The sequence below is a fragment of the Alteromonas sp. 5NW40-0090 genome, from assembly GCF_057552975.1.
On the sequence record NZ_BAAJLT010000005.1, the window covers coordinates 291,151 to 314,171 of the forward strand.

A 23,021-nucleotide genomic window follows, 5' to 3' on the forward strand; every position below is an offset into this window, starting at 1 on the left:
ATGGCAGCACTTATTTTAGTTTTAGGCGATCAGCTCACCGAGACCTTACCGGCTATTAGCGATGCTGTGAAAAGCAAAGATACTATTTTAATGGCGGAAGTGCGTGAAGAAGCGACCTATGTAAAGCACCACAAAAAGAAAATAGCGTTCTTATTTAGCGCAATGCGCCATTTTGCTAAACGTTTACGTAATGAAAATTTTAATGTTAACTATGTTCACTATACTGATAGCACTAACAAAGGCGACTTACTTGCCCAAGTGAAGCACGCATTAAGCGAAAAGGATTTTGATGAAGTAAAAGTGACCATGCCTGGTGAGTACCGTTTGCTCAAAAGCATGGAGCAATGGGAAAGCGTACTTGGTAAACCCGTTACTATCTGTGAAGACAATCGTTTCTTATCCACACCACAAGAATTTTCAGACTGGGCAGAAAGTAAAAAACAACTTCGCATGGAGTTTTTTTACCGTGAAATGCGTCGCAAACACAACATACTAATGGACGGGAAAAATCCAATTGGAGGCAAGTGGAATTACGATGCCCAAAACCGAGAGTCCATGCCGGAAACGCACAAAGTGCCAAAGCACACCACATTCGACATTGACCACATTACTTCAGATGTTATCGAGTTAGTACAAAGCGAATTCAGCGACCATTTTGGTGATATCGATAACTTTCACTTTGCGGTAACACGAGAAGATGCGCTCAGCGTTTTAAATACCTTCATAGAAGAAAGACTACCAAATTTCGGTCAGTATCAAGATGCTATGGTCGAGGGGAAGCCTTGGCTTTATCATTCCCATATTGCGTTTTATCTGAACTGCGGTTTGTTGACGCCTAAAGAGGCCATTCATGCCGCCGAACAAGCGTACCATGCTGGTCAAGTACCTCTTAATTCTGCCGAAGGGTTCATTAGACAGATACTGGGCTGGCGTGAATATGTGAGAGGTTTTTACTGGCACTTTATGCCAAATTTGAAAACTGACAATTATTTCAATAACGCTCGCTCGTTGCCTTCTTTCTTTTGGGATGCGCAAACTAATATGAACTGTATGCGCCAATGTATAAAAGAGACCCAACAAAACGCGTATGCGCACCACATACAGCGGCTGATGGTGATTGGCAACTTCAGCCTGTTAACCGAACTGAGCCCTGAAGAGGTACAATCGTGGTATTTGCTTGTTTACGCTGATGCTTATGAATGGGTTGAACTGCCCAACGTTGCTGGCATGATTTTGTATAGCGACGGTGGTAACCTAGCAAGTAAGCCGTACGTCGCAAGCGGAAGCTACATAAACAAGATGAGCAATTACTGCAAAAATTGCGGATACCAAGTTTCTAAAAAGACCGGACCAAAAGCGTGCCCGTTTAATTACTTATACTGGCACTTTATTGACAAACACAAGGAAAAATTGAGCAACAATCACCGCATGGCCATGATCTATAAAACCTACGGTCGAATGAAAGAAGAAAATATCGAAACTATGAAGCAAGATGCCTCAACATTTCTGGCTAAGCTAACCAAAAATGAAGAAGTCTGATTTACCCACCAAAATTTGCCCGGTTTGTCAGAGACCATTTGCTTGGCGCAAAAAATGGGAAAAGAACTGGGAAAATGTACGTTATTGCTCGAAGCGTTGCTCTGGTAATAGGAAAAGCGCTGAAGGCAAATAACAATTGTGAAAAAGGCTTTTATTCAGGCTCACGCCACATTTAAAAACCACGTTATGAAATGGTCTAGTTAAACATTTGTTTCTAGCGGTACGTATAAAACGTAGTGGAAATACAAGGAGTGTTTTATGGAAGCACCGATTACCGTAGATAGACTGCGTTTCCTTTTATACAGTGTAAAAGAAAAGCTTTGGGTAAAACCTCTTGGCTTTTGTTTGCTCTCAATCTTTGCTGTATTCGTCGCTAAAGTAGCAGACGGCACATCATTGGCTGAGCATATTCCTGAAATAAAACCCGAATCAGTTGAAACGCTGCTTTCAATAATGGCATCTAGCATGATGGTGATCGCCACCTTTTCTGCAGGAACCATGGTCAATGCTTATGCTTCGGCCAGTCAGTCGTCAACGCCGCGTTCTCTAAGCCTTATAATATCCGATGATGTATCACAAAATGCATTGTCAGTTTTCATAGGCGCTTTTATCTATAGTGCCGTAGCGCTTACTGCAATGACTCAAGCTTTTTTTGATGAAGCCGGGCTTTTCATTTTATTTTGTCTAACCTGTCTGGCTTTTTCGATAGTTATTTTGACTTTTATCCGGTGGGTAGACAGCGTTGCACGATTAGGGCGCGTGGGGTCAACGCTATTAAAAGTGGAGCACGCCACTACACGCGCGATTAAAAATAGAATAGATATGCCGTGCTTAGGCGCAGTACCGCAAGAGCAAATAAAAGAGCAGGGGACTCATGCCATTTATACTAAAAAAGTGGGCTATATTCAGCTTATAGATATTGCCAAACTGCAACACTGGGCTGATAAAAACGATGGCTTCATCAATGTTGCCATGTTACCCGGTGAGTTTGTCTCACCAGAGCGTGCCATAGCATATACAAATAAAAAGGTAGTATCAGATGAAATTGTTGACGCATTTACTATAGGTGAAGCCAGGTCCTTTGAGGCTGATCCACGCTTTGGTTTTATTGTACTAGCAGAAATTGCATCTCGTGCATTATCGCCATCGGTTAATGACCATGGTACTGCAATAAATAGCATTAGCAGCATTACACGCCTTATGTTGTTGTGGCACAAGCCCAAATCCGAAACTGAAACCGGAAACTCACAAAACGATAGCGCTCAGCGTGAGGAGTTTAAATATGACCGCATTTCATTGCCTGCGTTAAATGTGAACGATCTATTTGACGATGCGTACACCAGCATCGCTCGTGATGGTGCTGCTAATATTGAAGTTGCTATCCGAATACAAAAGTCACTAAAAACAATTAAAGCGTGTTTTAAAAATGAAGATACAAGCATAGAAAGAGATTTTGTTGAGGCGGCGTCTAAGTTAGCGAAGCAAAGTTACGAACGTGCAAAGTTGGCATTGGATTACGAAGACGATATTAAGCGAATTGAGCGCGTTTACAATGATAACTAAACGTGTAAGTTATTACCGCCAAAATCACTGCTAAAAATGGTTAAAGTAAACAGTTAGCCAGTCTATATAAACTCTGCATACCGCAAACCATGTAATCTACGTAAATGGTCGAACGAGTTTCTTTTTGTAGTCAATCAGATTAGCTACAACTCAGAAAACCACAACAACTTTTTAATAGCTAACAATCCACACTTAATTAATAAAAGCCTATTTTAAAAATACAAAGACTGAGTCTTTGTATTTGTTAGTTATACCCATAATTACTCAAAAAACTAATGTAACGCTACGTGAATAAAAATATATTTTGTGAGGTGTAGTGCTACAGATTTCACGTAGCGCACGATTCAATTTATTACGACCAAATCAAGTCATCTGAGCAGTTTTAAATTAAAAGTACTGATGTAAGTGAGATGTTCACGCACAAGCACCAATCTCAAAATCAATCCAACACAACAGCCACGCATAAAAGTCTGTAAGTAATCACAGCCAACAAAACAACCAAATAGAGCGACATCAACGCCCTCATCGTCCATATACTTAATTACGCATAATGTATATTATGTTAAATAGACTATTAAAGTTGATAGTGAATGAGCCAGATGGAGCCTTGCAAGGAGTTCTACGCTATCCTTCCCGAAATAATTAGGTATTCGAAAGGTTTAATGACAATTAACACAGGCATATAATTAACTTAATCATGTTCTTAAAAATATGTATCAGGCTTGAATCTTCTTTACTTTTAATAATGAACGCACAGCTAGAAAAATTAATTACTAGCTCAAATAACAAAGGCTTAACGCTGATAAATTAAATAAAGGAAACTAATTTTTTAAAAGGTAAAACAACTAGCTGTATGGTTTAGGTTTTTCTAACATTTAGTGTTAAATGTAATAATTACGGCCGCTAAATCCCATTTATTAATTGCTCTTTATTTTAAATATCATCAATTGTTTATACTACTTACTAAATTAAATATTGAGCATGAAGACCGTTCGTTGTTTTAAAGTTGGGTAGCGTGGATAGCACGTAGAATTAAAAATAATCGACGCGATATTTATTGAATTCATATCTTCGTAGACGTCGTTTATTCGGCAACGTACCGTATCGACGTTTTATTATCGTCGTACCGTAGTCGCCATTAAATAGCCGCTCTATGAAAAGCATATAAAAAGCAAAGGTAAGAACTACTAGGTTATCGCCTATCCCGCTTTTGTAACGTTTATTTTTAACTCGTTTAGTTTTGAAAAATGTCCGACTAACCAGCAAGCATGTTGGAAGTAAATCATGTGAAGTACTTCTTTGATAAATAAGCTCTTAGGGTGTTTTTTTATCACTTTTCAGCTTATTTTTTAGGCGTCGCTACGTGAAATCTGAGCGCGCATTCGGGGTGTTACCTTGCAGATTTCACGTAGCGCACGATTTAAATTGAACAAAAAAGCACTATATCAGCAGGCCACAAGCCTTACCTAGCGATATGGTTTGGAATAATTACAATATAGGCCAACAATTGACGGCATTGAAACAGCCAAACTGTTTATATATACAGTAATATGATAGAGTAGCAATGGACTTGAGATTATAATAGTAAAGCGGTTTGTGGAGTGATAAATGGATTAGTGTGTACCTTCACGCATGATAATCACAGTTATCATGCGTGAATATTGTTATATATCAATAGCTTATCAAGTTCTGTTAAATCTAGCATAATAATCACAATAATGTCTTCACCAGGTTGCTCAATGCCCTCAAAAACTAATAGCTCATACTTGCTCACAACTCAATTAGTTAACAGCAACAGTGATAGCAGCACACAGCCACAAGACTCAAGTAGCGCGACGGTTCCAACTTTTGGTATCGAGTACTCTCGTGGTAAGCAGCACACGTCAGGTTCTGACGACCTAACAACAAGTCAATGTTCATCTTCTGATAAAAACGTTGAAAGCTATTATCAAGATATTTTTACCAAGCTTCCATACAACACACAACGGGCATACATTAGTGACTACAATGAGTTCGCAATTTTTTGTAAGCAAGCTGGATTAAGTGGCTTTAAGAACAACTTCGAACACAATGAGATCTGCATTAAACAATATGTCGAAGCGTTGTGCCGTTCTCCCCTAGCCTATAGAACCATTAAACGTAGGCTATCTGCCCTTAGTAAATTTTTAGGCGTGGCTAAATTGCCAAACCCAATTATTAGATCTGCGTATCTAAGAGACTTCATCCGTTTATCGCTTATAGAAAATAGAAAGTTTCGCTTGTCTCACAAACAAGCGGTTCCGCTTACCATAGATATGCTTGAACAAATAAACAATGCAATTATTCCTGATTCTTTATTAGAGCTCCGCGACCTTGCAATCATTAACCTGATGTTTGATGCATTGCTTCGCGCTGATGAATTAGTTCGAGTTTGCATCGAGGATATATCTGCGCGTAATAACACGCTATTGGTTGTTTCTTCGAAAAGCGACCAGTCTGGTCAAGGTCAATATCGCTATGTTTCTTCCAGCACTATATCTATGGTTCAAGAGTATATTAACGAAGCTAATCTTGACCCAAAAACTAAAGCACCCCGCCTTTCTTCAGATTTACGCGGCCTGCACAAAGGCGTTTTGTTTAGACGACTAACAAACCATAAAACAGCACTTTTGCCATTCGATGAGAACATTCCCAGTCATAAGGCAAATGTACTTAACTATTCGAGTGTCTACAGGATTTGGCAACGCATTGCTCAACGCGCAGGTATTAGCGAAAACATTACCCCTCATAGCGGTCGTGTTGGTGGTGCAGTTTCTCTAGCCGAAGATGGTGCATCTTTACCCGAGCTTCAACTGGCTGGAGGTTGGCAATCACCGGAAATGCCTGGGCATTATACAAAACAGGCTAACGTAAAGCGTGGTGGAATGGCTAAATTGTCGGCAAAACGGAAAAGATAAAACATGTAAATACAGCAATTTAGGTAAATTAAAGTTACGCGTAACCAAGCACATCAATAACAACGTCCAACTCACCTACTCTCTTCATTCTTTTACCAATCTGAAACTGTATTACTCGCGTATCAAAAGGTAAATTTGCCCTAAACCTATATTGATGAATAGGTTTTCTAAGTTGGCAAACATTCAAGTAAAAGGAGTGATATATGAGTAGCGGTATTGATACAAAGCATGGAAAATTACTCGCGGAAATGGTGGTTCCCTCGTCGTCATGGAATGTCCAACCCGAGAAGCAAGACCCTTTCAAGTCACAAGAAGCAGCGCTAGATTATTTAAACTCAAACAATGAGCCGTTATATCTCCACGTGCCATTAGCTCAATCTGATGATTACGTGAGAATCTGCGTAACTTCACGAGGCGATGATGTTGTTTTTACGATAAAAGATATCAATAACGGTGGTGAAACTTCATTGCATTATTCGCACATTAAAAACTTAGATAGCACAATTAGAACCTTAGTATCAGAATGTTGTGACCAGAAAATCAAAGCCCTATAAATTAGGGCTTTCTTTCCGCCTATAATCGCAAATTGCACTACCAAAGAATGCTAATCCACGTAAAGCCGGCCATTATTAGGCTAATGAACACTGCTGCCGAGCCGATATCTTTAGCAAGCCCTATTAATAAATGGATGTCTGTACTGACATTATCACAGAGTTTCTCAATAGCGGTGTTGAGTAGCTCAGTGATAAGCACAATCAGTAAAGATATCACCAGCAGTATACGTTCTACATGCGTGACGTCGATGAAAAACGCTACAGGTGTCATTATCAATATTGCTAAAACTTCTTGTCTGACCGCAGCTTCACTTAAAAAGGCTGCTCGAAGCCCCTTAAGTGAATAGTAAGTGGCATAGAGTACGCGTAAAATACCTGTCCGTTTTGTTTTCATGATAAGTAATTTTAAGATTAGTTACAGCCTTACAAAACGTATCTGACCTTCGTTACATCTACATGACGGCGAAGATATTTATCATGAACATTTAAGACATTTTCGACGCTAATCGCCGCATTAACTTATACTTTCACAGCTAGCACGTCTGTTTTAACACCATGTAGTACTGCATTGGCCGTTGACCCGAGTAACAAACGAAGGCCGCTCTGGCCGTGGGTGCCGACAACAATGAGATCTGCATTTATCTTCTCCGCCATGTGGTGAATCTCATCAGCTGGTGAGCCTATCTCTACATTGATGTGGCTGTAAGGTATACCATGTTTTGCGGCAACGTCTTTTAAGTGCCTTAGTGCCTGCTCTCTTACTTCCTCTGAAAAGTCTCGTTCTAGGAATAATCCATAAGGCTCTACATTCGTTTGCGGATAGGCAACATACAGGAGGTGAATTTTGTGGCTATTGCCCGCAATTGCGATGGCTTTCTCCACCACTAATTCGTAGTCAGAATAAACGTCGATAGGTACTAAAATTGTTTCGTAACCTTGCATTGTGGCTGTCCTCAATTTTTGTTTGGTAGCAGTGCTTTTCTACCATACCGTTAGCTAATTCCTTTAAATAGTAGCGCTATATAAATGATTATTCTTTGAGCTAGGTCAATGATTAGTCTGCATCCTCATTCATAATCAGTGTATGCACATTAGTTCTAAAAAACGTTACGTATCCTTACCATAAAAGAATGAGGGAAATGAGTATGAAAACGGCAATAGTTATAATAGCAACGCTTCTCCTTTTTGCCTGTGACCAAGGCGCGCAGTCACCTCGCGGTTTTAGCTTGCCCGAAGGCAATATGGAACAAGGCTATCTGGTATTTAAGAAGTATCAGTGCCAAGACTGTCACAGAATTGCAGGGGAAAAAGAGTCCGACAATGCGCAATACTTAGTCGCGAAGCCTATTCCATTGGGAGGCAGCAGTGGAAGAATTAAAACTTATGCAGAGTTGGTGACAAGTATTATTAACCCATCACACAAACTTACTCCTCGACAGCCTGCCAGTTTCACCAGCGAAGACGGTGTGTCATTAATGCGAGTTGTAAACGACGAGCTAACCGTTTCTGAACTAATAGATTTAGTGGCGTATCTTCAGCCTAAATATAAAGTAACACCCTACAGGACTAGTGATTACCGCCTCTATCAACTGCGTATTCCAAGCGAGCAACCTAAAGATTAACTCGCAGTTTTAGGCATTAAAAATCGTTAAGCGTGACTCCACAATCGGTATTTGATTAGGAGTCATGGCTTAGCTTTTTTAAGATACCGCTTTCGTTTCTTTCTCGATTTCTGCCAATAAACTACAAGGCATAAAGCTTTCAGCATTTGCTTCTTTTAAGTGTAATTTAAATCTATCGGGAACGTCGTCGGTTAAGAAACTTCCTGTTTTAACTAACGGGAAAATTTCGTCGTAACGCGCAATATGACACTGATCTACTCGCCTAAATATATGGGTACGATTTAGTTCGCTAGTTCTCACATGTCCCGTAGAAGACAAGATATCCATCAGCGCATGAATAGTTTTTTTGTGAAAACGGTACACGCGCTCGTACTTGTCTTCAACGTTTAAGCCCTTGGCAAGCTTAGGGTCTTGGGTTGCTACACCAGTCGGACATTTATTCGTATTGCATGACAGCGACTGAACACATCCAAGTGCCAGCATCATTCCTCGGGCACTGTTACATAGATCGGCGCCTAAACTTAGATTTTTCGCTAACTGAAAAGCGGTAATGATTTTTCCAGAAGCAATAATTTTAACTTTGTCGCGAATACCAAAACCAGTGAGACAATCGTCAATAAACGCCAACGCTTCACGCAGAGGAAATCCTATAGAGTTTGTGTACTCAAGCGGTGCGGCGCCGGTACCTCCTTCGCCCCCGTCTACCGTTATAAAATCTGGCGTTACGTCCTTCTCTACCATGGCTTTGCACATGGCAATGAACTCACTTTTTCTACCCAGCGCCAGCTTAATACCCACTGGTTTATAGCCACTTAACTTGCGTAACTGACTAATAAAATCAACCATTTCTAAAGGCGTTGCAAACGCTTTATGTCTAGGGGGAGAATCCACTTGAGTTCCAGGCTCAACACCTCTTATTTTAGCTATTTCAGGGGTATTTTTATACGCAGGTAAAATACCACCATGTCCAGGCTTAGCGCCCTGGCTTAGCTTTATTTCTATCATTTTTACATTGTCGAGTTTAGCTTTTTCTTCAAAAAGAACAGGATCGAAACCGCCATCTTTACTTCTACAACCAAAGTATCCCGTACCAATTTGCCATACGATATCGCCACCGTTTTCAAGGTGATACGGGGTTAACCCCCCCTCACCTGTGTTGTGGTAAAACCCGCCTTTTGCAGCACCTTTATTTAGCGCCAAAATGGCATTTTTTGACAAGCTTCCAAAGCTCATTGCGCTTATGTTAAGTATGCTTGCACGATACGGCTTTTTACAATGAGGACCACCTACCGTCACTCGGGGATCTTCATCCATGTCTTCCACTTCGCGAGCAGATAAAGAATGGCCAATCCACTCATAGCCATCTTTATACGTATCTAGCTGAGTACCGAAGGGAACCGTTTCTCTACTGTTTTTCGCACGTTGATAAACAATTGAACGAAACATACGGGAAATAGGTGCTCCGCCAGTATCGGTTTCTATGATGTATTGCTGGATGTAGGGCCTTAGTCCCTCGACTGTCCATCGTACTCTGCCAATTAATGGAAAGTTCTTTAAAATGGCATGTTTTGTTTGGAAGGCATCGTATAGACCAAAAATGAGTAGCGTGACTGATAAAAGTAAAAACCACCACACCGGCGCCCACAATACGCCAATTACCACGTTGAAAGCGATCAGCAGGGTTAGCACAGTTAGAATTGTTAAACGCATTCAAAGTCCTTCTTTATTTTTAGTCATATCTAAACAAAATAATATGCCTACTACCCTGTTCAATACACCTAAAATCGGGAACTAGATTTACTTTAGCGGTAAATGACTGATTTAAATGTTAAATATGCTGAGCCAGCTTTTAGCTCAACTGGGTTACGCGTTACCAAAATATACAATTACAATGCTTTTTTAGCTGCGAAAACAAGCCATTGCATGCTAGTCTAAAACCTTTCAATTAGCGAGTTGACTGGGCGATTTGTAGCTATCACTGGTTAATAGATGATGTGACCTATAAAAAGGTAACGGATTTTACGTTCAACATTTTCTGAAAGGTAATTCATGGAGTATGCATTTCTTCTTTTCGCATTTGTTTGCGGCTTAACGGTTAAACTTATTGGCATTCCTCCTTTAGTTGGCTACTTGGTGGCTGGCTTTTTATTAAATTTTGCAGGCTACACGCTTACTGAAGATTTAACCCAGATAGCCAACTTGGGCATCACCATTATGCTCTTCACCATCGGTCTTAAACTCAACATCCGCGATTTGAGTCGTCGAGAAGTTTGGGCGGGAAGCGTTTCACATACCTTAGTATGGGTGGGCGTTATTTCCTGTTGCGTCTATGCGATAGGTGCGGTTGCAGCAAATTTCGTTGATGGGCTTACATGGAAAAGCGCTGCGCTTATCGCTTTTGCCCTTAGTTTCAGTAGCACAGTGTGCGTGGTTAAAGTATTAGAAGAAAGTGGCGAAAGTAAAACCCGCCACGGCCGCCTTGCCATTGGCATCTTGGTCATGCAAGACGTTTTTGCTGTAATCTTCCTTGTTGCAGCAACTGGAAAGCTCCCCTCTGTGTGGGCGCTCGCCTTGTTGGCCTTATTCCCAGCAATGCCAATCATAAACAAAATGATTAGTAAATCGGGCCACGGTGAACTGCTTCCGCTTACTGGCTTTATCCTCGCCTTAGGTGGCTATCACTTGTTTGAGCTGGTTAACATTAAAGGCGATCTTGGGGCACTAATCTTTGGAATCATGTTAGCGCAACATGAAAAGGCTTCGGAGCTAGCGAAGTCGCTGCTCAGTTTTAAGGATCTCTTCTTAATTGGCTTCTTCCTTACTATCGGTCTTACCGCCCTTCCCGATCTTAGTATGATTGTCCTAGCTATCGTGTTCTGGTTATTTATACCGTTAAAAGCAGCACTCTTTTTCGGCTTATTTACGTCACTTCGCCTTCGCGGTCGCACGGCTTACTTGAGCAGCTTGGTGCTTTCAAATTACAGTGAATTTGGGCTTATTGTTGGCGCACTAGCCGTTTCATTAGGTTTATTGGCAAACTCTTGGTTAGTGGTGATTGCTTTAGCCGTATCTATTTCATTCGTTATTACCAGCGTGCTCTATCGAAATTCTCATTCTCAATATCACAATCATAAACACACCATTAAACGTTTTGAGAAAAACGAGCGCTTAAAAGAAGACATTTATCCTACTCTCCACAACGCGGAGTTTTTAGTGTTGGGGATGGGACGAGTTGGTCGCGGTGCCTTCAATGCGTTATCTAAATTAAGTGATGTGAGCGTATGGGGAATGGACGCCGACCGAGTAAAAGTAAAAGAGTTATCAGACGAAGGCTTAAAAGTAATATGCGGCGACGGTGAAGACGTCGATTTATGGGATAATTTAGATATCAAACAGATTCAGCTTGTTTTGCTTGCTCTGCCTTCTATCCAGGACTCAATAAACATCACACGTCAGCTTAAAAACGCGGGCTATGTTGGAAAAGTCGCAGCCATTGCACGCTATGAGGATGAAGTGTCACATTTATTAGAAAATGGTGTAGATAAAGTCTTCAACTTCTTTACCGAAGCAGGGCTTGGTTTTGCAGAAGAAAGTCTTGCTTATGCGCGTGCACAACAGTAATGCTGTTCTAAATGCGAACAATGGATGAATTGAGAAACGTTATCGTTTGTAAACAACTGTTTTACAAAGACTTTTTTGACATGCAGTCAAATTTAGACTAAACTTCACGCAAATACGTTAATAGGGTTTACACAATGCAAGGTGATAAACAAGTTGTTGCAAAATTGAACGAAGTACTGACAAGTGAACTTACTTCGATAAATCAATACTTTCTGCACGCTCGTATGTTCAAAAACTGGGGTTTTTCTGAACTTAACGAAAAGAATTATAAAAAGTCTATCAAGGACATGAAGCAAGCGGACGATCTTATCGAGCGCATTTTATTCCTTGAGGGCCTTCCTAATCTTCAAGCGTTAGGCAAGCTTTATATCGGTGAAGATACCGTTGAAATGCTGTCATGTGATGCGCGTTTTCAAAAGGAACAGCTTCCACTACTTCGTGAAGCTATCGCGCTGTGTGAAGAAAAGCAGGATTATGTTTCTCGTGATTTGCTTGAAGACCTTCTTGAATATGAAGAAGAGCACCTAGACTGGATTGAAACGCAAGAATACCAAATTGATGCTATGGGTATAGAAAACTACCTACAAGCGCAAGTAATGGGAGATGACTAATGAAAGGTAACCAAGCAATCATCAATGGCTTAAACGAACTACTCTCTTATGAGTTAGCCGCCATGGATCAGTATTTCATTCATTCTCAGATGTATCTTGATTGGGGTTTGAATAAGCTTTACGAACGCATCGACCACGAGTTTGATGACGAGCGTGGACATGCAACTAAGCTGATTGAACGCATGCTGTTTTTAGAAGGTACACCTGACATGACGAAGCGCACAGGCTTCAAAGTGGGTAAAGATGTACCTGAGATGCTAGAAAGCGATTTACGTGTTGAATATGAAGTTGATGCAAAGTTACGTGAAGTCATTGCGCTTTGTGAAACCGAGAAAGACTATGTAACTCGTGACATGCTAATTGTACTACTAGACGACACAGAGATGGATCACGCACACTGGCTAGAGCAGCAGCTTGGCCTTATTAAGCGACTAGGTCTTCAAAACTACCTTCAGTCTCAAATGTAAGAAATAGCGTTCACGCTATAATTTACAGGTAAATAATAAAAGGTCGCTCTTAAATAAAATAAAGAGCGGCCTTTTTTGTTTGTTTACTCTCCCTTATTTAGAGAGAGTCTTATTGCATTTTAAACAGTTACTGCTGCGTAACAAAATACAAATAGCTGGGACTTTCTTTATCTTTAATATTTAGACGTAGCTGCCATTTCATCACTGGCTCACTACAGCTTCCTAACATAAACCAACCTGACCATTTTCCTTCCTCGTCGTTATCTAACAGCACGGGAATTTTGCCCATATACATGTTTACCCCTTCAATCCATGCGCTTTCTATTTCCTCTCCCTCAGGAACCAAGAGCTTAACCGTTACTGACTCTTCGGCTTCAGGCATGGTTGAAAAAGTGGCAATGGCCAACTTGTCATCAATTAAGAATTCGCAAGTTTCATTGACAAAGTTGCAGCTATTTCCTATTCCATTAATTACATCTGTATCTTTTAGTGCCGATGATTGGAATTTATGAGCAAGGTACACGCATACGGCTACGACAATAATAGCCACTAACGGAAGCTGAGAATGTAAAATTTTTGATCGTTTATTGTTATCGATATTTAGCATTTCTTAAATTTTGTGTATTTCTTCATTGACGGAGATCAAGCTTAGGTAGTTTATGGTATCTTTTTGTAATTAAAAACCTTATCATCCGCGTACCAACTGGCTTGGAGACAATAATTATTACTCTTTCCGAGCTCGGTGTGAAGCGTTATTCCTTAGCTGATACACGTCTCGACCGTACTATTCCGGCAGTTGGAGACCATAGTTCATTTGAAGTGGAAGATTCATTAAAATGAGTGAAATAAGCCAAGCACAACCTGACTACAATTATAAAGTAGTTAGGCAATTTACCATCATGACCATAGTCTGGGGTATCATTGGTATGGGCCTAGGGGTATTTATTGCCGCGCAGTTATTTGCACCTATGCTTAACTTTGACACACCATGGCTAACATTCTCACGTTTGCGTCCGTTGCACACTAACGCCGTTATTTTTGCCTTCGGCGGCTGTGCGCTATTTGCAACGTCGTACTACATCGTTCAGCGTACCTGCCAGGTAAGACTGTTCAGTGACAAACTTGCCGCATTTACCTTTTGGGGTTGGCAAGCCGTTATCGTTTTAGCTGTTATCACCCTGCCTATGGGTTTAACCAGCTCAAAAGAATACGCTGAACTAGAATGGCCAATTGATATCCTTTTGGCACTGGTTTGGGTCGCTTATATCATTAACTTCTTCGGAACCCTAGTAATCCGTAAAGTTTCGCACATTTATGTTGCAAACTGGTTTTTAGGCGCGTTCATGTTAACTGTTGCAATTCTTCATATTGGTAACAGCATGGCTATTCCGGTATCTTTCACTAAATCGTATTCACTGTATGCAGGCGCAGTAGACGCTATGATGCAGTGGTGGTACGGCCATAACGCGGTAGGCTTTTTCCTAACTGCGGGCTTCCTTGGTATGATGTACTACTTCGTACCTAAGCAAGCCGGTCGCCCGGTTTATTCATACAGACTTTCAATTGTTCACTTCTGGGCACTTATTTCTCTGTATATCTGGGCTGGCCCTCACCACCTTCACTACACTGCCCTACCAGACTGGACTCAGTCATTAGGTATGGTGATGTCTATTATCCTATTCGTTCCATCTTGGGGTGGTATGATTAACGGTATTATGACGCTATCTGGCGCGTGGCATAAACTTCGCACCGACCCAGTATTGCGTTTCCTAATTGTTTCGTTGTCTTTCTACGGTATGTCTACCTTCGAAGGTCCAATGATGGCAATTAAGACCGTTAATGCACTGTCTCACTACACTGACTGGACAATTGGTCACGTACACTCTGGAGCTCTAGGTTGGGTTGCAATGGTTTCAATTGGTTCAATTTACCACTTAATTCCAGTGCTATTCGGTCAGCGCGCTATGTATAGCACCAAGCTAGTTAACGTACACTTCTGGTTTGCAACTATCGGTGTTGTTCTATACATCGTAGCAATGTGGATGTCTGGTGTACTACAGGGTCTAATGTGGCGTGCAGTAAATGCTGACGGTACGTTAACCTATAGCTTTGTTGAGTCATTAGAAGCGTCTAAGCCTTTCTATGTGGTTCGTTTCATTGGTGGTTGTTTCGTGGTAGCAGGTATGCTTGTTATGGCATACAACACATGGAAAACCGTTCGTGCACCTAAAGGCAGTATCGCTGCAGACCCAGCGACTCAGCCGGCGTAGTAAAGGAGACGAATAATGAAAAACGCACATGAGTTAATTGAAAAGAACGTCGGTCTGTTAACGGTATTAATCCTTATCGCTATCAGCTTCGGTGCCATGGTTCAAATTACGCCGTTGATGTTTCAACAGCAAACCATGGAACCGGTAACAGGCTTACGTCCATATACCGCGCTTGAGCTTGAAGGCCGTGATATCTACATCCGTGAAGGTTGTGTAGGTTGTCACAGCCAGATGATCCGTCCATTCCGCGCTGAAACAGAGCGTTATGGTCACTACAGCGTTGCTGGCGAATCAGTATGGGAGCACCCTTTCCTTTGGGGTTCTAAGCGTACTGGTCCTGACTTAGCACGTGTTGGTGGTCGTTACAGCGACGAATGGCACCGAGTTCACCTGCTTAATCCTCGTAACGTGGTACCAGAGTCGAACATGCCAGGTTTCCCTTGGCTCGCGGAAAACACGCTTAATGGCGAGTTAACAGCTGAAAAAATGGAAGTATTCCGTGGATTTGGCGTTCCGTATACCGACGAAGATATCGCGGGTGCGAAAGCGGCAGTACAGGGTAAAACGGAAATGCAGGCCCTTATTGCTTATCTACAATCTCTTGGCACACATTTGAAATAATATGGACCAGGGAATTGTAGGCAGCATTTTTACTGTCATCGTCTTTGTAAGCTTCATCGGTGTTGTGTGGTGGGCGTTTAGCAGCCGCAACAAGAAAAAATTCGATGAAGCTGCAAACCTAGTGTTTGCAGACGAAGAAAAAGAAAAATCAAAAGAAGATTAGCAGGAGTCTCGAACTCATGAGTATGTTTTGGACAATTTGGATTTCAGTGATAACCCTAGGGTTGATCATTGGTTGCTACTTCCTTCTTCGCTGGTGCCTTTCTAACAAGACCGGCGTAGCTGAAGGTGAGTCAATGGGCCACGAATTTGATGGTATTGAGGAGTTGAACAACCAACTTCCTCGCTGGTGGACAATTATGTTCTACATGACCATCGTTTGGGGCTTTTTATACCTAGCGCTTTATCCTGGCCTAGGTGCGTATGAAGGTATTTTGGGCTGGAAGAGCTCTAACCAAAATATTCAATCGCTAGAAGAGTCAGCTCAGGCGCGTATTGACGCTAAAGAGCAAGGCTACCTAGTGGAATATGACCGTGAACTAGATTTCGCTGCCGAGAAGTTCGATCCGATCTTCGAAGCGTATGCACAAGTTCCTGTTGAAGAACTGGCTAAAGACCCAGAAGCAAACAAAGTAGGTCAGCGTTTGTTCCTACAAAATTGCTCTCAGTGTCACGGTTCTGATGCACGTGGTCAAAATGGCGGCTTCCCTAACCTAACGGACAACGACTGGTTGTACGGTGGTTCAGGTGCGAAAATCGTTGAAACTCTTACGCTTGGTCGTAAAGCCGCTATGCCAGCATGGCTAGATGCTATGGGTGAAGACGGTATCGAAGAAGTGGTTAACTACGTACTTAGCTTAAGCGGTCGCGATGTGGACCCTCAGCTTGCAGAAGCAGGTAAAGCACGTTTCGCAGCGTGTGCGGCTTGTCACGGTATGGACGGTAAAGGTAACCAAGCACTTGGTGCACCAAACCTTACTGACAATATCTGGCTATACGGCGGCAGCCACAGAGCGGTAACAGAAACGCTTACTTACGGTCGTAACGGTGTAATGCCTTCATTCAAGAAAACCTTGGGTGATGACAAAATTCACGTTGTTGCAGCGTATGTTTACAGCCTTTCAAATGATTAATGATTTAAATCATTAAATATCTTAAAAAGCCTCGTTACTACGGGGCTTTTTTTATGAGAAAATACAGCGATATAGACAGCAATACAGAAAGTGCTGTAGCGAACACATTTTGTGCGCCTTGGACCTGCGTCCCCAACACTATATTTATTGTTATTAACTGATGTAGCAATAATAAATATGTTGTTAGCGACGTTGCTAGTGAAGTAAATACGAGAAAGATTTCGATGAATAGACCCTGGTATAAAGAGTTCTGGCCCTGGTTTTTAATTGCCGTACCTATCATTACACTCATCATGGGTGGCGTGTTGTTAAACCTTGCTATTAGCACCGAAGATAGCCTGGTGGTAGACGATTACTACAAGGAAGGAAAAGCAATCAATGCCCGTCTGGACAAAGAAGCAATAGCCCGCCGCATGAATATCACCACTGATTTAACCATTGAAGATGGAAGCATAGCGCTGCAATTTCATTCGGGGATCCCTCAAGAAGGTAACGCGGTTAAATTAAGTTTCTATCACGTAACGCTAGAAGAGCGCGATGTTAGCGTTTTATTGAGTCGCGACGCTAACGGCATTTATCGCGGCTTTATTGAAGAAAACCTTGACGGTAAATGGCGCATATCGCTGACGCCGATTGATGATAGCTGGAAAATTCAAAACACGGTCTATCTGCCCCACACTGGCAAAATGAAATTCAATCCATAATGACACAGCACGACTGTTACCATTGCGGCTTGCCTATAGCGAGTCCAGACAATGGGAAATTTACTACTGTCATTTTAGGGCAACAACGAGACATGTGTTGCCCTGGCTGCTTAGCGGTAGCTGAAGCGATCGTTAACAACGGCCTGGAAGACTATTACCAGTTTAGAACCGAACCGGCGCAAAAATCTGACGATGGTATTTTAGAAACACTAGATAAGCTAAAAGTCTATGACGACCCTTCTCTACAAGAAGAGTTCGTGTTTGAAGAAGGTCAGGACAAGCAGATTCAATTGACCCTTGAAGGTATTACGTGCGCTGCGTGTGGCTGGCTTATCGAAAAGCAGTTGTCGAAAGTAGAAGGAATAAAGCAAGTCGCGGTGAATGTACAAGAGCGCCGCGCTTTAGTCACTTGGTCACCGTTTCAAATTAAGCTTAGCCAAATTCTATCTACGCTAAAACGCATTGGTTATGTTGGGTCACCATTTCACCCCGACGAACACGAAGCCAGTTATAAACGCGAACAAAAGACCTTTCTAAAAAAGCTTGGCCTAGCAGGCATTATGACCATGCAGGTAATGATGCTGATGACTGGGCTTTATTTTGATTGGTTTGGCGCCATTGAGTTAGAGACCCGCCAATATTTTTACTGGGTTGCCCTTACGCTAACTACACCTGTTGTGCTGTATTCAGGCAGCACCTTTTATGTGGGCGCCGCTAAAGCGCTAAGCGCTAAAACGGTTAATATGGACGTACCCGTTACGCTCGCAATATTCGGTACTTACATTGCTGGAATTCGTTCTACAGTATTAGAGCAAGGTGAAGTGTATTTCGAATCCATTTGTATGTTTATTTTTCTGCTGTTGCTTAGCCGATTCTTAGAACATCGCAGTCGTCATCGCGCCGCACAGATCTCTGCCAATATGATGCAGTATGTGCCCGTATCAGCGACCAAACTAAATCCGGATGGTAGCCTAACCGAGTGTCTGGCTAAGCAGCTAAAAATTGACGACGTAGTGCTAGTGAAGCCTGGTGAAACAGTCCCCATTGATGGGGTGGTAACCGACGGCAACGCAGCGGTTGACGAATCTATGCTTACCGGCGAGTTTAACCCCGTGCGTAAGTCCAACAGTAGCCCGGTTTACGGCGGCACGGTTTGTCAAGATGGTACGCTAACCATTACGGTTACGCAGACCCTTAAAAATGCGCTGGTAAATCAAATTGTACGACTGCAAGCAAGTGCGATGGCGAGTAAACCTAAAGCAGCGCAGATAGCCGATAATTTTTCTCGCTATTTCGTTACCGCGGTATTGCTGATTTCGGCGTTGACCTATTGCTTTTGGGCGTATCAGGGTAGCGACGAGGCATTTTGGATCACCATATCGGTGCTGGTTGCAACCTGCCCTTGCGCATTAGGGTTGGCTACGCCATCAGCGTTAACCTGTGCTATGGCAAAGTTAAACCGACAAGGTATTTTACTAAAACGGGCCGATGCGCTTGAACAAATTACTGACATTGACACCATCGCATTAGACAAAACCGGCACGCTCACAAAAGGCAAATTTACTATTTCAAATGCCTGGTACGCTGACGGTGTGGATAGTAATAGTGCGCTATCAATTGCCCGCGCTTTGGAGTCACGCTCTGAACATCCGATTGCCAAAGCCTTTAGCGACGGTATAGCCTTTAGCGACGGTGTAGCCCTAAGCGAGATTTCTGCTTCTAGCGACAGTGCTGACGCTACCGATAACACGGTACACAAAGTGACTAATTTTACCGTTACGCCAGGAGGTGGTATCAGCGGTGAGATCAATGACACGTTGTTTTCTATGGGTTCTGCAGCATTCAGCGTTCACGAATCTCAGCTAAAACTCATTGAAGCGTTCCCTTCAGCTAACGTGTTTCTCACGGTTAAGGGGCGTATTATGGCGGCGTATGAAGTAAAGGATTCACTAAGAGAAGATACGCAAGAAACTCTCGATATATTAGCTGCAAGCCATACCCTCGCCGTTTTAAGTGGTGATACACAGCAAAACGTTAATGCGCTTACCGCACCATTGCCAATTTCGACCGCTAAAGGTGGCCTAACACCTGAGCAAAAGTACGAAGCCGTTCAAGCTATGCAGCAATCTGGCGCGAAAGTGATGATGATGGGGGATGGTATTAACGACGCTCCAGTTCTTGCCAGCGCTGATGTGGCGATTGCAGTGGGTAATGCCACAGACGTGGCTAAAACTGCCGCCGACGTGATACTGCTTGGCGATCAGCTGCTTTCTGTACCAGAGCTTATTCGAACTGCGCATCAAGTGAAGCAAAAAATAAGGCAAAATATTGGCTGGTCGGTAGGTTACAACGTTTTGATCTTACCTTTCGCCGTATCAGGCCTACTTTCACCGTGGATGGCTGTTGTTGGTATGTCGTTAAGCAGTATCATTGTAGTCACAAACTCAACGCGACTTTTGAGCAAATAGCATGAGTATTATTTACGTATTAATTCCAATCGCCATCATCATTGTTGCCGTCGCTATCGTGATATTCTTTTGGGCGGTGAAAACCAATCAATTTGAAGATTTAGATCGCCAAGGTTATAGCATACTGTTTGACGATGATCTTCCGCCAGAAGAAAAAAAGCTAGCTGAGCAACGCAAGCAACTTCAAGACAGTAAAGTAGACAAAAGCCAAGCGCCACATGGAAGGGATTAACTACTTCTCTGCCTTTCTTATCGGCTTAGCCGGCGGAGTTCACTGTGTGGGAATGTGCAGTGGAATTGTCGCTGCGCTAAGGATGGTATCGCCTAAAGGCGCTTCAGCACTACCCTATACCCTTGCCTATAACATGGGACGTATAGTGAGCTACACCATCGCCGGAGCAATAACCGGGGCACTTGGAAAAATTGCAGCAGATTATATACCTCTTGCCAACTATGCCCTTTCCCTACTTAGCGGAATCATGTTGCTTCTACTGGCGTGTTATTTGGGTAAGTGGTGGACTGGCTTAACGGTACTGGAAAATGCGGGTAAAGGCCTATTTTCCAAAGTGCAGCCGCTTTCAAAACGCTTTTTGCCATTTAAGACCCCTTTAAGTGCGTTGCCTTATGGTTTTATTTGGGGTTGGCTTCCTTGCGGTTTGGTGTATTCCACACTTACCTGGTCTCTCGCGGCGGGTAATGCGCTAGAAGGCGCTGCTATTATGTTCTTCTTCGGTTTGGGTACATTACCCACCTTGCTCGCCGCTAGCGCTGGTAGCCAATATATTGTTCGAAGTTTTCAACATAACCATTTTAGACAAATTATTGCAGTAATAATGGCAATATATGCCGCTTATCTTATTCATGGCGCAATCGTTTAAAAATGGGTGTATTATTGTCGGGTATTCTTTTAGAGAGCGTGCATTATGAGCAAAGGAAGCCAATTTTCTATTCACTGTCAAAACTGTAGTTTCAGTCACCTTTGTTTACCGGTGGCGTTAAACAAAACAGAAATCGAATCTCTTGACGATATTATTGAACGCAAGAAGCCGCTTCATAAAGGTGACACGCTGATTCAAACTGGTGATAAATTCCGTTCTCTATTTGCAGTGAGAACCGGTTCATTTAAATCATTTGTGACTAATACCGAAGGTGAAGAACAGATTACCGGCTTCCACTTTCCTGGTGACATTATCGGTTTCGATGCATTAAGAGAGAACAAACACCAAAGCTATACCTCTGCGTTAGAAACTGCCATGGTGTGTGAGCTTCCCTACGAGACCCTCGACGAAATGTCAGTGCAATTTCCAAAGCTGCGCCACCAGATCATGAGCTTCATGAGCGCTGAAATAAAACAAGATCACGACATGATCATGCTTTTAAACAAGCGAACCGCAGAAGAGCGTTTATTGTATTTTATATCACATCTTTCTCAGCGCTTTGAAGAGCGAGGCTTCTCCCATAGAGAATTCCATCTCACCATGACGCGCAACGAGATAGGAAATTATTTAGGACTAACCATCGAAACTATTAGCCGTTTGTTAAGCCGTTTCCAAAAAGACAACATTATAAAGGTGGACGGAAAGCTTATTACTATTTTAGATTTCGATAGACTAAACACCAAACTTGCGGCGCTTAACGGCCCAAGCGTTGTCTGCGGTTAGTCCTTTTTTAAGTGTAAATTAAGGCGCACACTAAGCGCGCTTTTTTGTGACCTGTGTTAGCCACCTATCTAATGTTTCAGCACCACGCCGGTTGCTCCATATTTACATCGTTAAGTTCACTCATGGTCGCGTCGTAAAATTCTTGATCTAAAACAACTTACGTTTTTCCCAATGTCGTTTATAGTTAGTATTAGAAAGCTTCGATTTCGACAGCCGCTACTAAGTTTTGTAGTTAGGGGGACGTTATGATTGAGTGTAAACGAATTCTGGCCGTGGTAGATGCCGAGCGCGATAACCAACCTGCACTAAGCCGTGCTTATGAACTCGCTTCAAAAACAGGTGCTTCAGTTACCGCCATGATGGTGGTATACGACTTATCTTACGATATGACGACCATGCTTAGCCCGGATGAGCGCGAGTCAATGCGCGATGCAGTCACAAAGGAGCATGCAAAATGGCTTGCTACCCACTTAAGAGAGCAAGGATTCACTGAAACTGATATCGTTGTAGAATGGAATAATCGCGCGTATGAGTCGATTATTTACTACACCCTAAACAATCAGATAGATTTAGTGGTAAAAGCAACCAAAAAGCACGACGATCTTGCTTCTGTTATTTTCACCCCCACAGATTGGCATTTAATGCGTAAATGCCCTCGCCCAGTATTGCTTGTTAAAGAGCACGACTGGCCAGAAGGAGGAGAGATTATTGCGGCAGTAAACGTAGGCAGTGAAGACAATGAGCATGCCGCACTTAACGATAAGCTCACCCTCATTGCTAACGACTACGCCTCTTTATTGAAAGGTAGCGTAAACTTGGTCAACAGTTACCCTTCTACACCACTTAATATCGCCATAGAAGTACCCGAGTTCGACCCCGATACCTATCACGACGCGGTAAAAAATCATCATTTAAAGGAAATGCGTAGTCACGCGTTAAAGTACGGTATTCCTGAAAACAAATGTGTAGTAAGAGAAGGCCTTCCGGAAAAGGTCATCCCGCAAGTGGCAAAAACACTGGATGCAGAGCTGGTTGTTATTGGTACCGTTGGCCGTGTGGGCATTTCAGCGGCCCTAATTGGTAACACTGCAGAACACGTGATCGACGAACTCAATTGCGATGTGCTTGCTATTAAGCCAGATGGATTTGTGTCGCCGTTGTCGGTGTAGTCTTTTCATCGGTACTACATAGCCCGTGTTTGCCGTTACTTAGCGGCCAACACGGTATGTCACCAACAAATTTAACTTCACA

Annotated in this window: 23 protein-coding genes; 19 read left to right on the forward strand and 4 right to left on the reverse strand. The window is 42.5% G+C overall.

Annotated elements, in window-relative coordinates:
• From AC27KT_RS08415 to AC27KT_RS08435, 5 genes are all read left to right on the forward strand, one after another.
• Complete coding sequence (locus AC27KT_RS08415) at positions 1-1,539, forward strand: cryptochrome/photolyase family protein (RefSeq protein WP_487129020.1); 1,539 nt, start codon at positions 1-3, stop codon at positions 1,537-1,539.
• A complete protein-coding gene (locus tag AC27KT_RS08420) occupies positions 1,526-1,672 on the forward strand; it encodes a DUF2256 domain-containing protein (RefSeq protein ID WP_084081839.1) in 147 nt (48 codons plus the stop codon). The genes AC27KT_RS08415 and AC27KT_RS08420 overlap by 14 nt, the downstream gene beginning before the upstream one ends.
• Positions 1,673-1,797: 125 nt before the next feature.
• Positions 1,798-3,102 carry a DUF2254 domain-containing protein gene (locus AC27KT_RS08425; protein WP_487129022.1) on the forward strand — a complete coding sequence of 435 codons (1,305 nt, stop codon included), beginning with the start codon at positions 1,798-1,800 and terminating at the stop codon, positions 3,100-3,102.
• A gap of 1,739 nt (positions 3,103-4,841) precedes the next feature.
• Positions 4,842-6,038 carry a tyrosine-type recombinase/integrase gene (locus tag AC27KT_RS08430; RefSeq protein WP_487129024.1) on the forward strand — a complete coding sequence of 399 codons (1,197 nt, stop codon included), beginning with the start codon at positions 4,842-4,844 and terminating at the stop codon, positions 6,036-6,038.
• 203 nt (positions 6,039-6,241) lie between these two features.
• The gene (locus AC27KT_RS08435; RefSeq protein ID WP_014949580.1) at positions 6,242-6,592 is read left to right on the forward strand and encodes a hypothetical protein; all 351 of its coding nucleotides are present in this window, start codon (positions 6,242-6,244) and stop codon (positions 6,590-6,592) included.
• A gap of 37 nt (positions 6,593-6,629) precedes the next feature.
• Here AC27KT_RS08435 and AC27KT_RS08440 read toward each other — a convergent pair whose 3' ends face one another.
• Positions 6,630-6,986, reverse strand: a complete 357-nt coding sequence (locus AC27KT_RS08440; RefSeq protein WP_487129027.1) for a diacylglycerol kinase — start codon at positions 6,984-6,986, stop codon at positions 6,630-6,632.
• Between the two features lie 125 nt (positions 6,987-7,111).
• Entirely contained in the window at positions 7,112-7,534 is a 423-nt protein-coding gene (locus AC27KT_RS08445) for a universal stress protein (RefSeq protein ID WP_487129029.1), read from the reverse strand.
• 203 nt (positions 7,535-7,737) lie between these two features.
• Between AC27KT_RS08445 and AC27KT_RS08450 the strand changes: the two genes are divergently transcribed.
• Positions 7,738-8,214 carry a c-type cytochrome gene (locus AC27KT_RS08450; protein ID WP_487129031.1) on the forward strand — a complete coding sequence of 159 codons (477 nt, stop codon included), beginning with the start codon at positions 7,738-7,740 and terminating at the stop codon, positions 8,212-8,214.
• 78 nt (positions 8,215-8,292) lie between these two features.
• Here AC27KT_RS08450 and AC27KT_RS08455 read toward each other — a convergent pair whose 3' ends face one another.
• The gene (locus AC27KT_RS08455) at positions 8,293-9,924 is read right to left on the reverse strand and encodes an FMN-binding glutamate synthase family protein (protein ID WP_487129033.1); all 1,632 of its coding nucleotides are present in this window, start codon (positions 9,922-9,924) and stop codon (positions 8,293-8,295) included.
• A gap of 339 nt (positions 9,925-10,263) precedes the next feature.
• On the opposite strand from AC27KT_RS08455, the gene AC27KT_RS08460 reads away from it, so the two are divergent.
• The 3 genes from AC27KT_RS08460 (at position 10,264) to bfr (AC27KT_RS08470) (ending at position 12,913) form a co-directional block, all read left to right on the forward strand.
• Positions 10,264-11,835 (forward strand): cation:proton antiporter domain-containing protein, encoded by a 1,572-nt coding sequence (locus AC27KT_RS08460; protein WP_487129035.1) that lies wholly within the window; start codon positions 10,264-10,266, stop codon positions 11,833-11,835.
• 134 nt (positions 11,836-11,969) lie between these two features.
• Positions 11,970-12,446, forward strand: a complete 477-nt coding sequence (gene bfr, locus AC27KT_RS08465; protein WP_014949586.1) for a bacterioferritin — start codon at positions 11,970-11,972, stop codon at positions 12,444-12,446.
• Positions 12,446-12,913, forward strand: a complete 468-nt coding sequence (gene bfr / locus AC27KT_RS08470) for a bacterioferritin (RefSeq protein WP_014979359.1) — start codon at positions 12,446-12,448, stop codon at positions 12,911-12,913. The genes bfr (AC27KT_RS08465) and bfr (AC27KT_RS08470) overlap by 1 nt, the downstream gene beginning before the upstream one ends.
• 127 nt (positions 12,914-13,040) lie before the next feature.
• Here bfr (AC27KT_RS08470) and AC27KT_RS08475 read toward each other — a convergent pair whose 3' ends face one another.
• Entirely contained in the window at positions 13,041-13,520 is a 480-nt protein-coding gene (locus AC27KT_RS08475; protein WP_487129038.1) for a hypothetical protein, read from the reverse strand.
• Positions 13,521-13,749: 229 nt separating this feature from the next.
• Between AC27KT_RS08475 and ccoN the strand changes: the two genes are divergently transcribed.
• The 10 genes from ccoN to uspE all read left to right on the forward strand — a co-directional run bounded on the left by ccoN (position 13,750) and on the right by uspE (position 22,939).
• Positions 13,750-15,183, forward strand: coding sequence for a cytochrome-c oxidase, cbb3-type subunit I (ccoN, locus tag AC27KT_RS08480; RefSeq protein ID WP_014949589.1), 1,434 nt, complete (start codon positions 13,750-13,752; stop codon positions 15,181-15,183).
• A gap of 15 nt (positions 15,184-15,198) precedes the next feature.
• Positions 15,199-15,804 carry a cytochrome-c oxidase, cbb3-type subunit II gene (ccoO, locus tag AC27KT_RS08485; protein ID WP_014949590.1) on the forward strand — a complete coding sequence of 202 codons (606 nt, stop codon included), beginning with the start codon at positions 15,199-15,201 and terminating at the stop codon, positions 15,802-15,804.
• Between the two features lies 1 nt (position 15,805).
• Positions 15,806-15,967 carry a cbb3-type cytochrome oxidase subunit 3 gene (locus AC27KT_RS08490; protein WP_014949591.1) on the forward strand — a complete coding sequence of 54 codons (162 nt, stop codon included), beginning with the start codon at positions 15,806-15,808 and terminating at the stop codon, positions 15,965-15,967.
• Positions 15,968-15,983: 16 nt separating this feature from the next.
• Positions 15,984-16,937, forward strand: coding sequence for a cytochrome-c oxidase, cbb3-type subunit III (gene ccoP, locus AC27KT_RS08495; protein ID WP_014949592.1), 954 nt, complete (start codon positions 15,984-15,986; stop codon positions 16,935-16,937).
• A 224-nt stretch (positions 16,938-17,161) separates the two neighbouring features.
• On the forward strand, positions 17,162-17,641 hold the full coding sequence (locus AC27KT_RS08500) for a FixH family protein (protein WP_039227668.1): 480 nt from the start codon (positions 17,162-17,164) through the stop codon (positions 17,639-17,641).
• Complete coding sequence (locus tag AC27KT_RS08505; protein ID WP_487129042.1) at positions 17,641-20,109, forward strand: heavy metal translocating P-type ATPase; 2,469 nt, start codon at positions 17,641-17,643, stop codon at positions 20,107-20,109. The genes AC27KT_RS08500 and AC27KT_RS08505 overlap by 1 nt, the downstream gene beginning before the upstream one ends.
• 1 nt (position 20,110) lies before the next feature.
• A complete protein-coding gene (gene ccoS / locus AC27KT_RS08510; RefSeq protein ID WP_014949594.1) occupies positions 20,111-20,341 on the forward strand; it encodes a cbb3-type cytochrome oxidase assembly protein CcoS in 231 nt (76 codons plus the stop codon).
• A complete protein-coding gene (locus tag AC27KT_RS08515; protein ID WP_487129044.1) occupies positions 20,328-20,987 on the forward strand; it encodes a sulfite exporter TauE/SafE family protein in 660 nt (219 codons plus the stop codon). Before ccoS ends, AC27KT_RS08515 begins: the two co-directional genes overlap by 14 nt.
• A gap of 45 nt (positions 20,988-21,032) precedes the next feature.
• Positions 21,033-21,770 carry a fumarate/nitrate reduction transcriptional regulator Fnr gene (fnr, locus tag AC27KT_RS08520; protein ID WP_014949596.1) on the forward strand — a complete coding sequence of 246 codons (738 nt, stop codon included), beginning with the start codon at positions 21,033-21,035 and terminating at the stop codon, positions 21,768-21,770.
• Positions 21,771-22,015: 245 nt separating this feature from the next.
• A complete protein-coding gene (uspE, locus tag AC27KT_RS08525; RefSeq protein ID WP_487129046.1) occupies positions 22,016-22,939 on the forward strand; it encodes a universal stress protein UspE in 924 nt (307 codons plus the stop codon).
• Positions 22,940-23,021: the final 82 nt, after the last annotated feature.

Coding starts and splice junctions, on each gene's coding strand:
- AC27KT_RS08475 (WP_487129038.1), bottom strand. CDS start 13,520: ATGCTAAATATCGATAACAATAAACGATCAAAAATTTTACATTCTCAG.
- AC27KT_RS08450 (WP_487129031.1), top strand. CDS start 7,738: ATGAAAACGGCAATAGTTATAATAGCAACGCTTCTCCTTTTTGCCTGT.
- AC27KT_RS08490 (WP_014949591.1), top strand. CDS start 15,806: ATGGACCAGGGAATTGTAGGCAGCATTTTTACTGTCATCGTCTTTGTA.
- AC27KT_RS08460 (WP_487129035.1), top strand. CDS start 10,264: ATGGAGTATGCATTTCTTCTTTTCGCATTTGTTTGCGGCTTAACGGTT.
- AC27KT_RS08440 (WP_487129027.1), bottom strand. CDS start 6,986: ATGAAAACAAAACGGACAGGTATTTTACGCGTACTCTATGCCACTTAC.
- AC27KT_RS08430 (WP_487129024.1), top strand. CDS start 4,842: ATGCCCTCAAAAACTAATAGCTCATACTTGCTCACAACTCAATTAGTT.
- bfr (WP_014979359.1), top strand. CDS start 12,446: ATGAAAGGTAACCAAGCAATCATCAATGGCTTAAACGAACTACTCTCT.
- AC27KT_RS08415 (WP_487129020.1), top strand. CDS start 1: ATGGCAGCACTTATTTTAGTTTTAGGCGATCAGCTCACCGAGACCTTA.
- fnr (WP_014949596.1), top strand. CDS start 21,033: ATGAGCAAAGGAAGCCAATTTTCTATTCACTGTCAAAACTGTAGTTTC.
- AC27KT_RS08505 (WP_487129042.1), top strand. CDS start 17,641: ATGACACAGCACGACTGTTACCATTGCGGCTTGCCTATAGCGAGTCCA.
- uspE (WP_487129046.1), top strand. CDS start 22,016: ATGATTGAGTGTAAACGAATTCTGGCCGTGGTAGATGCCGAGCGCGAT.
- ccoS (WP_014949594.1), top strand. CDS start 20,111: ATGAGTATTATTTACGTATTAATTCCAATCGCCATCATCATTGTTGCC.
- AC27KT_RS08445 (WP_487129029.1), bottom strand. CDS start 7,534: ATGCAAGGTTACGAAACAATTTTAGTACCTATCGACGTTTATTCTGAC.
- AC27KT_RS08420 (WP_084081839.1), top strand. CDS start 1,526: ATGAAGAAGTCTGATTTACCCACCAAAATTTGCCCGGTTTGTCAGAGA.
- ccoP (WP_014949592.1), top strand. CDS start 15,984: ATGAGTATGTTTTGGACAATTTGGATTTCAGTGATAACCCTAGGGTTG.
- ccoO (WP_014949590.1), top strand. CDS start 15,199: ATGAAAAACGCACATGAGTTAATTGAAAAGAACGTCGGTCTGTTAACG.
- AC27KT_RS08500 (WP_039227668.1), top strand. CDS start 17,162: ATGAATAGACCCTGGTATAAAGAGTTCTGGCCCTGGTTTTTAATTGCC.
- AC27KT_RS08455 (WP_487129033.1), bottom strand. CDS start 9,924: ATGCGTTTAACAATTCTAACTGTGCTAACCCTGCTGATCGCTTTCAAC.
- AC27KT_RS08425 (WP_487129022.1), top strand. CDS start 1,798: ATGGAAGCACCGATTACCGTAGATAGACTGCGTTTCCTTTTATACAGT.
- AC27KT_RS08435 (WP_014949580.1), top strand. CDS start 6,242: ATGAGTAGCGGTATTGATACAAAGCATGGAAAATTACTCGCGGAAATG.
- bfr (WP_014949586.1), top strand. CDS start 11,970: ATGCAAGGTGATAAACAAGTTGTTGCAAAATTGAACGAAGTACTGACA.
- AC27KT_RS08515 (WP_487129044.1), top strand. CDS start 20,328: ATGGAAGGGATTAACTACTTCTCTGCCTTTCTTATCGGCTTAGCCGGC.
- ccoN (WP_014949589.1), top strand. CDS start 13,750: ATGAGTGAAATAAGCCAAGCACAACCTGACTACAATTATAAAGTAGTT.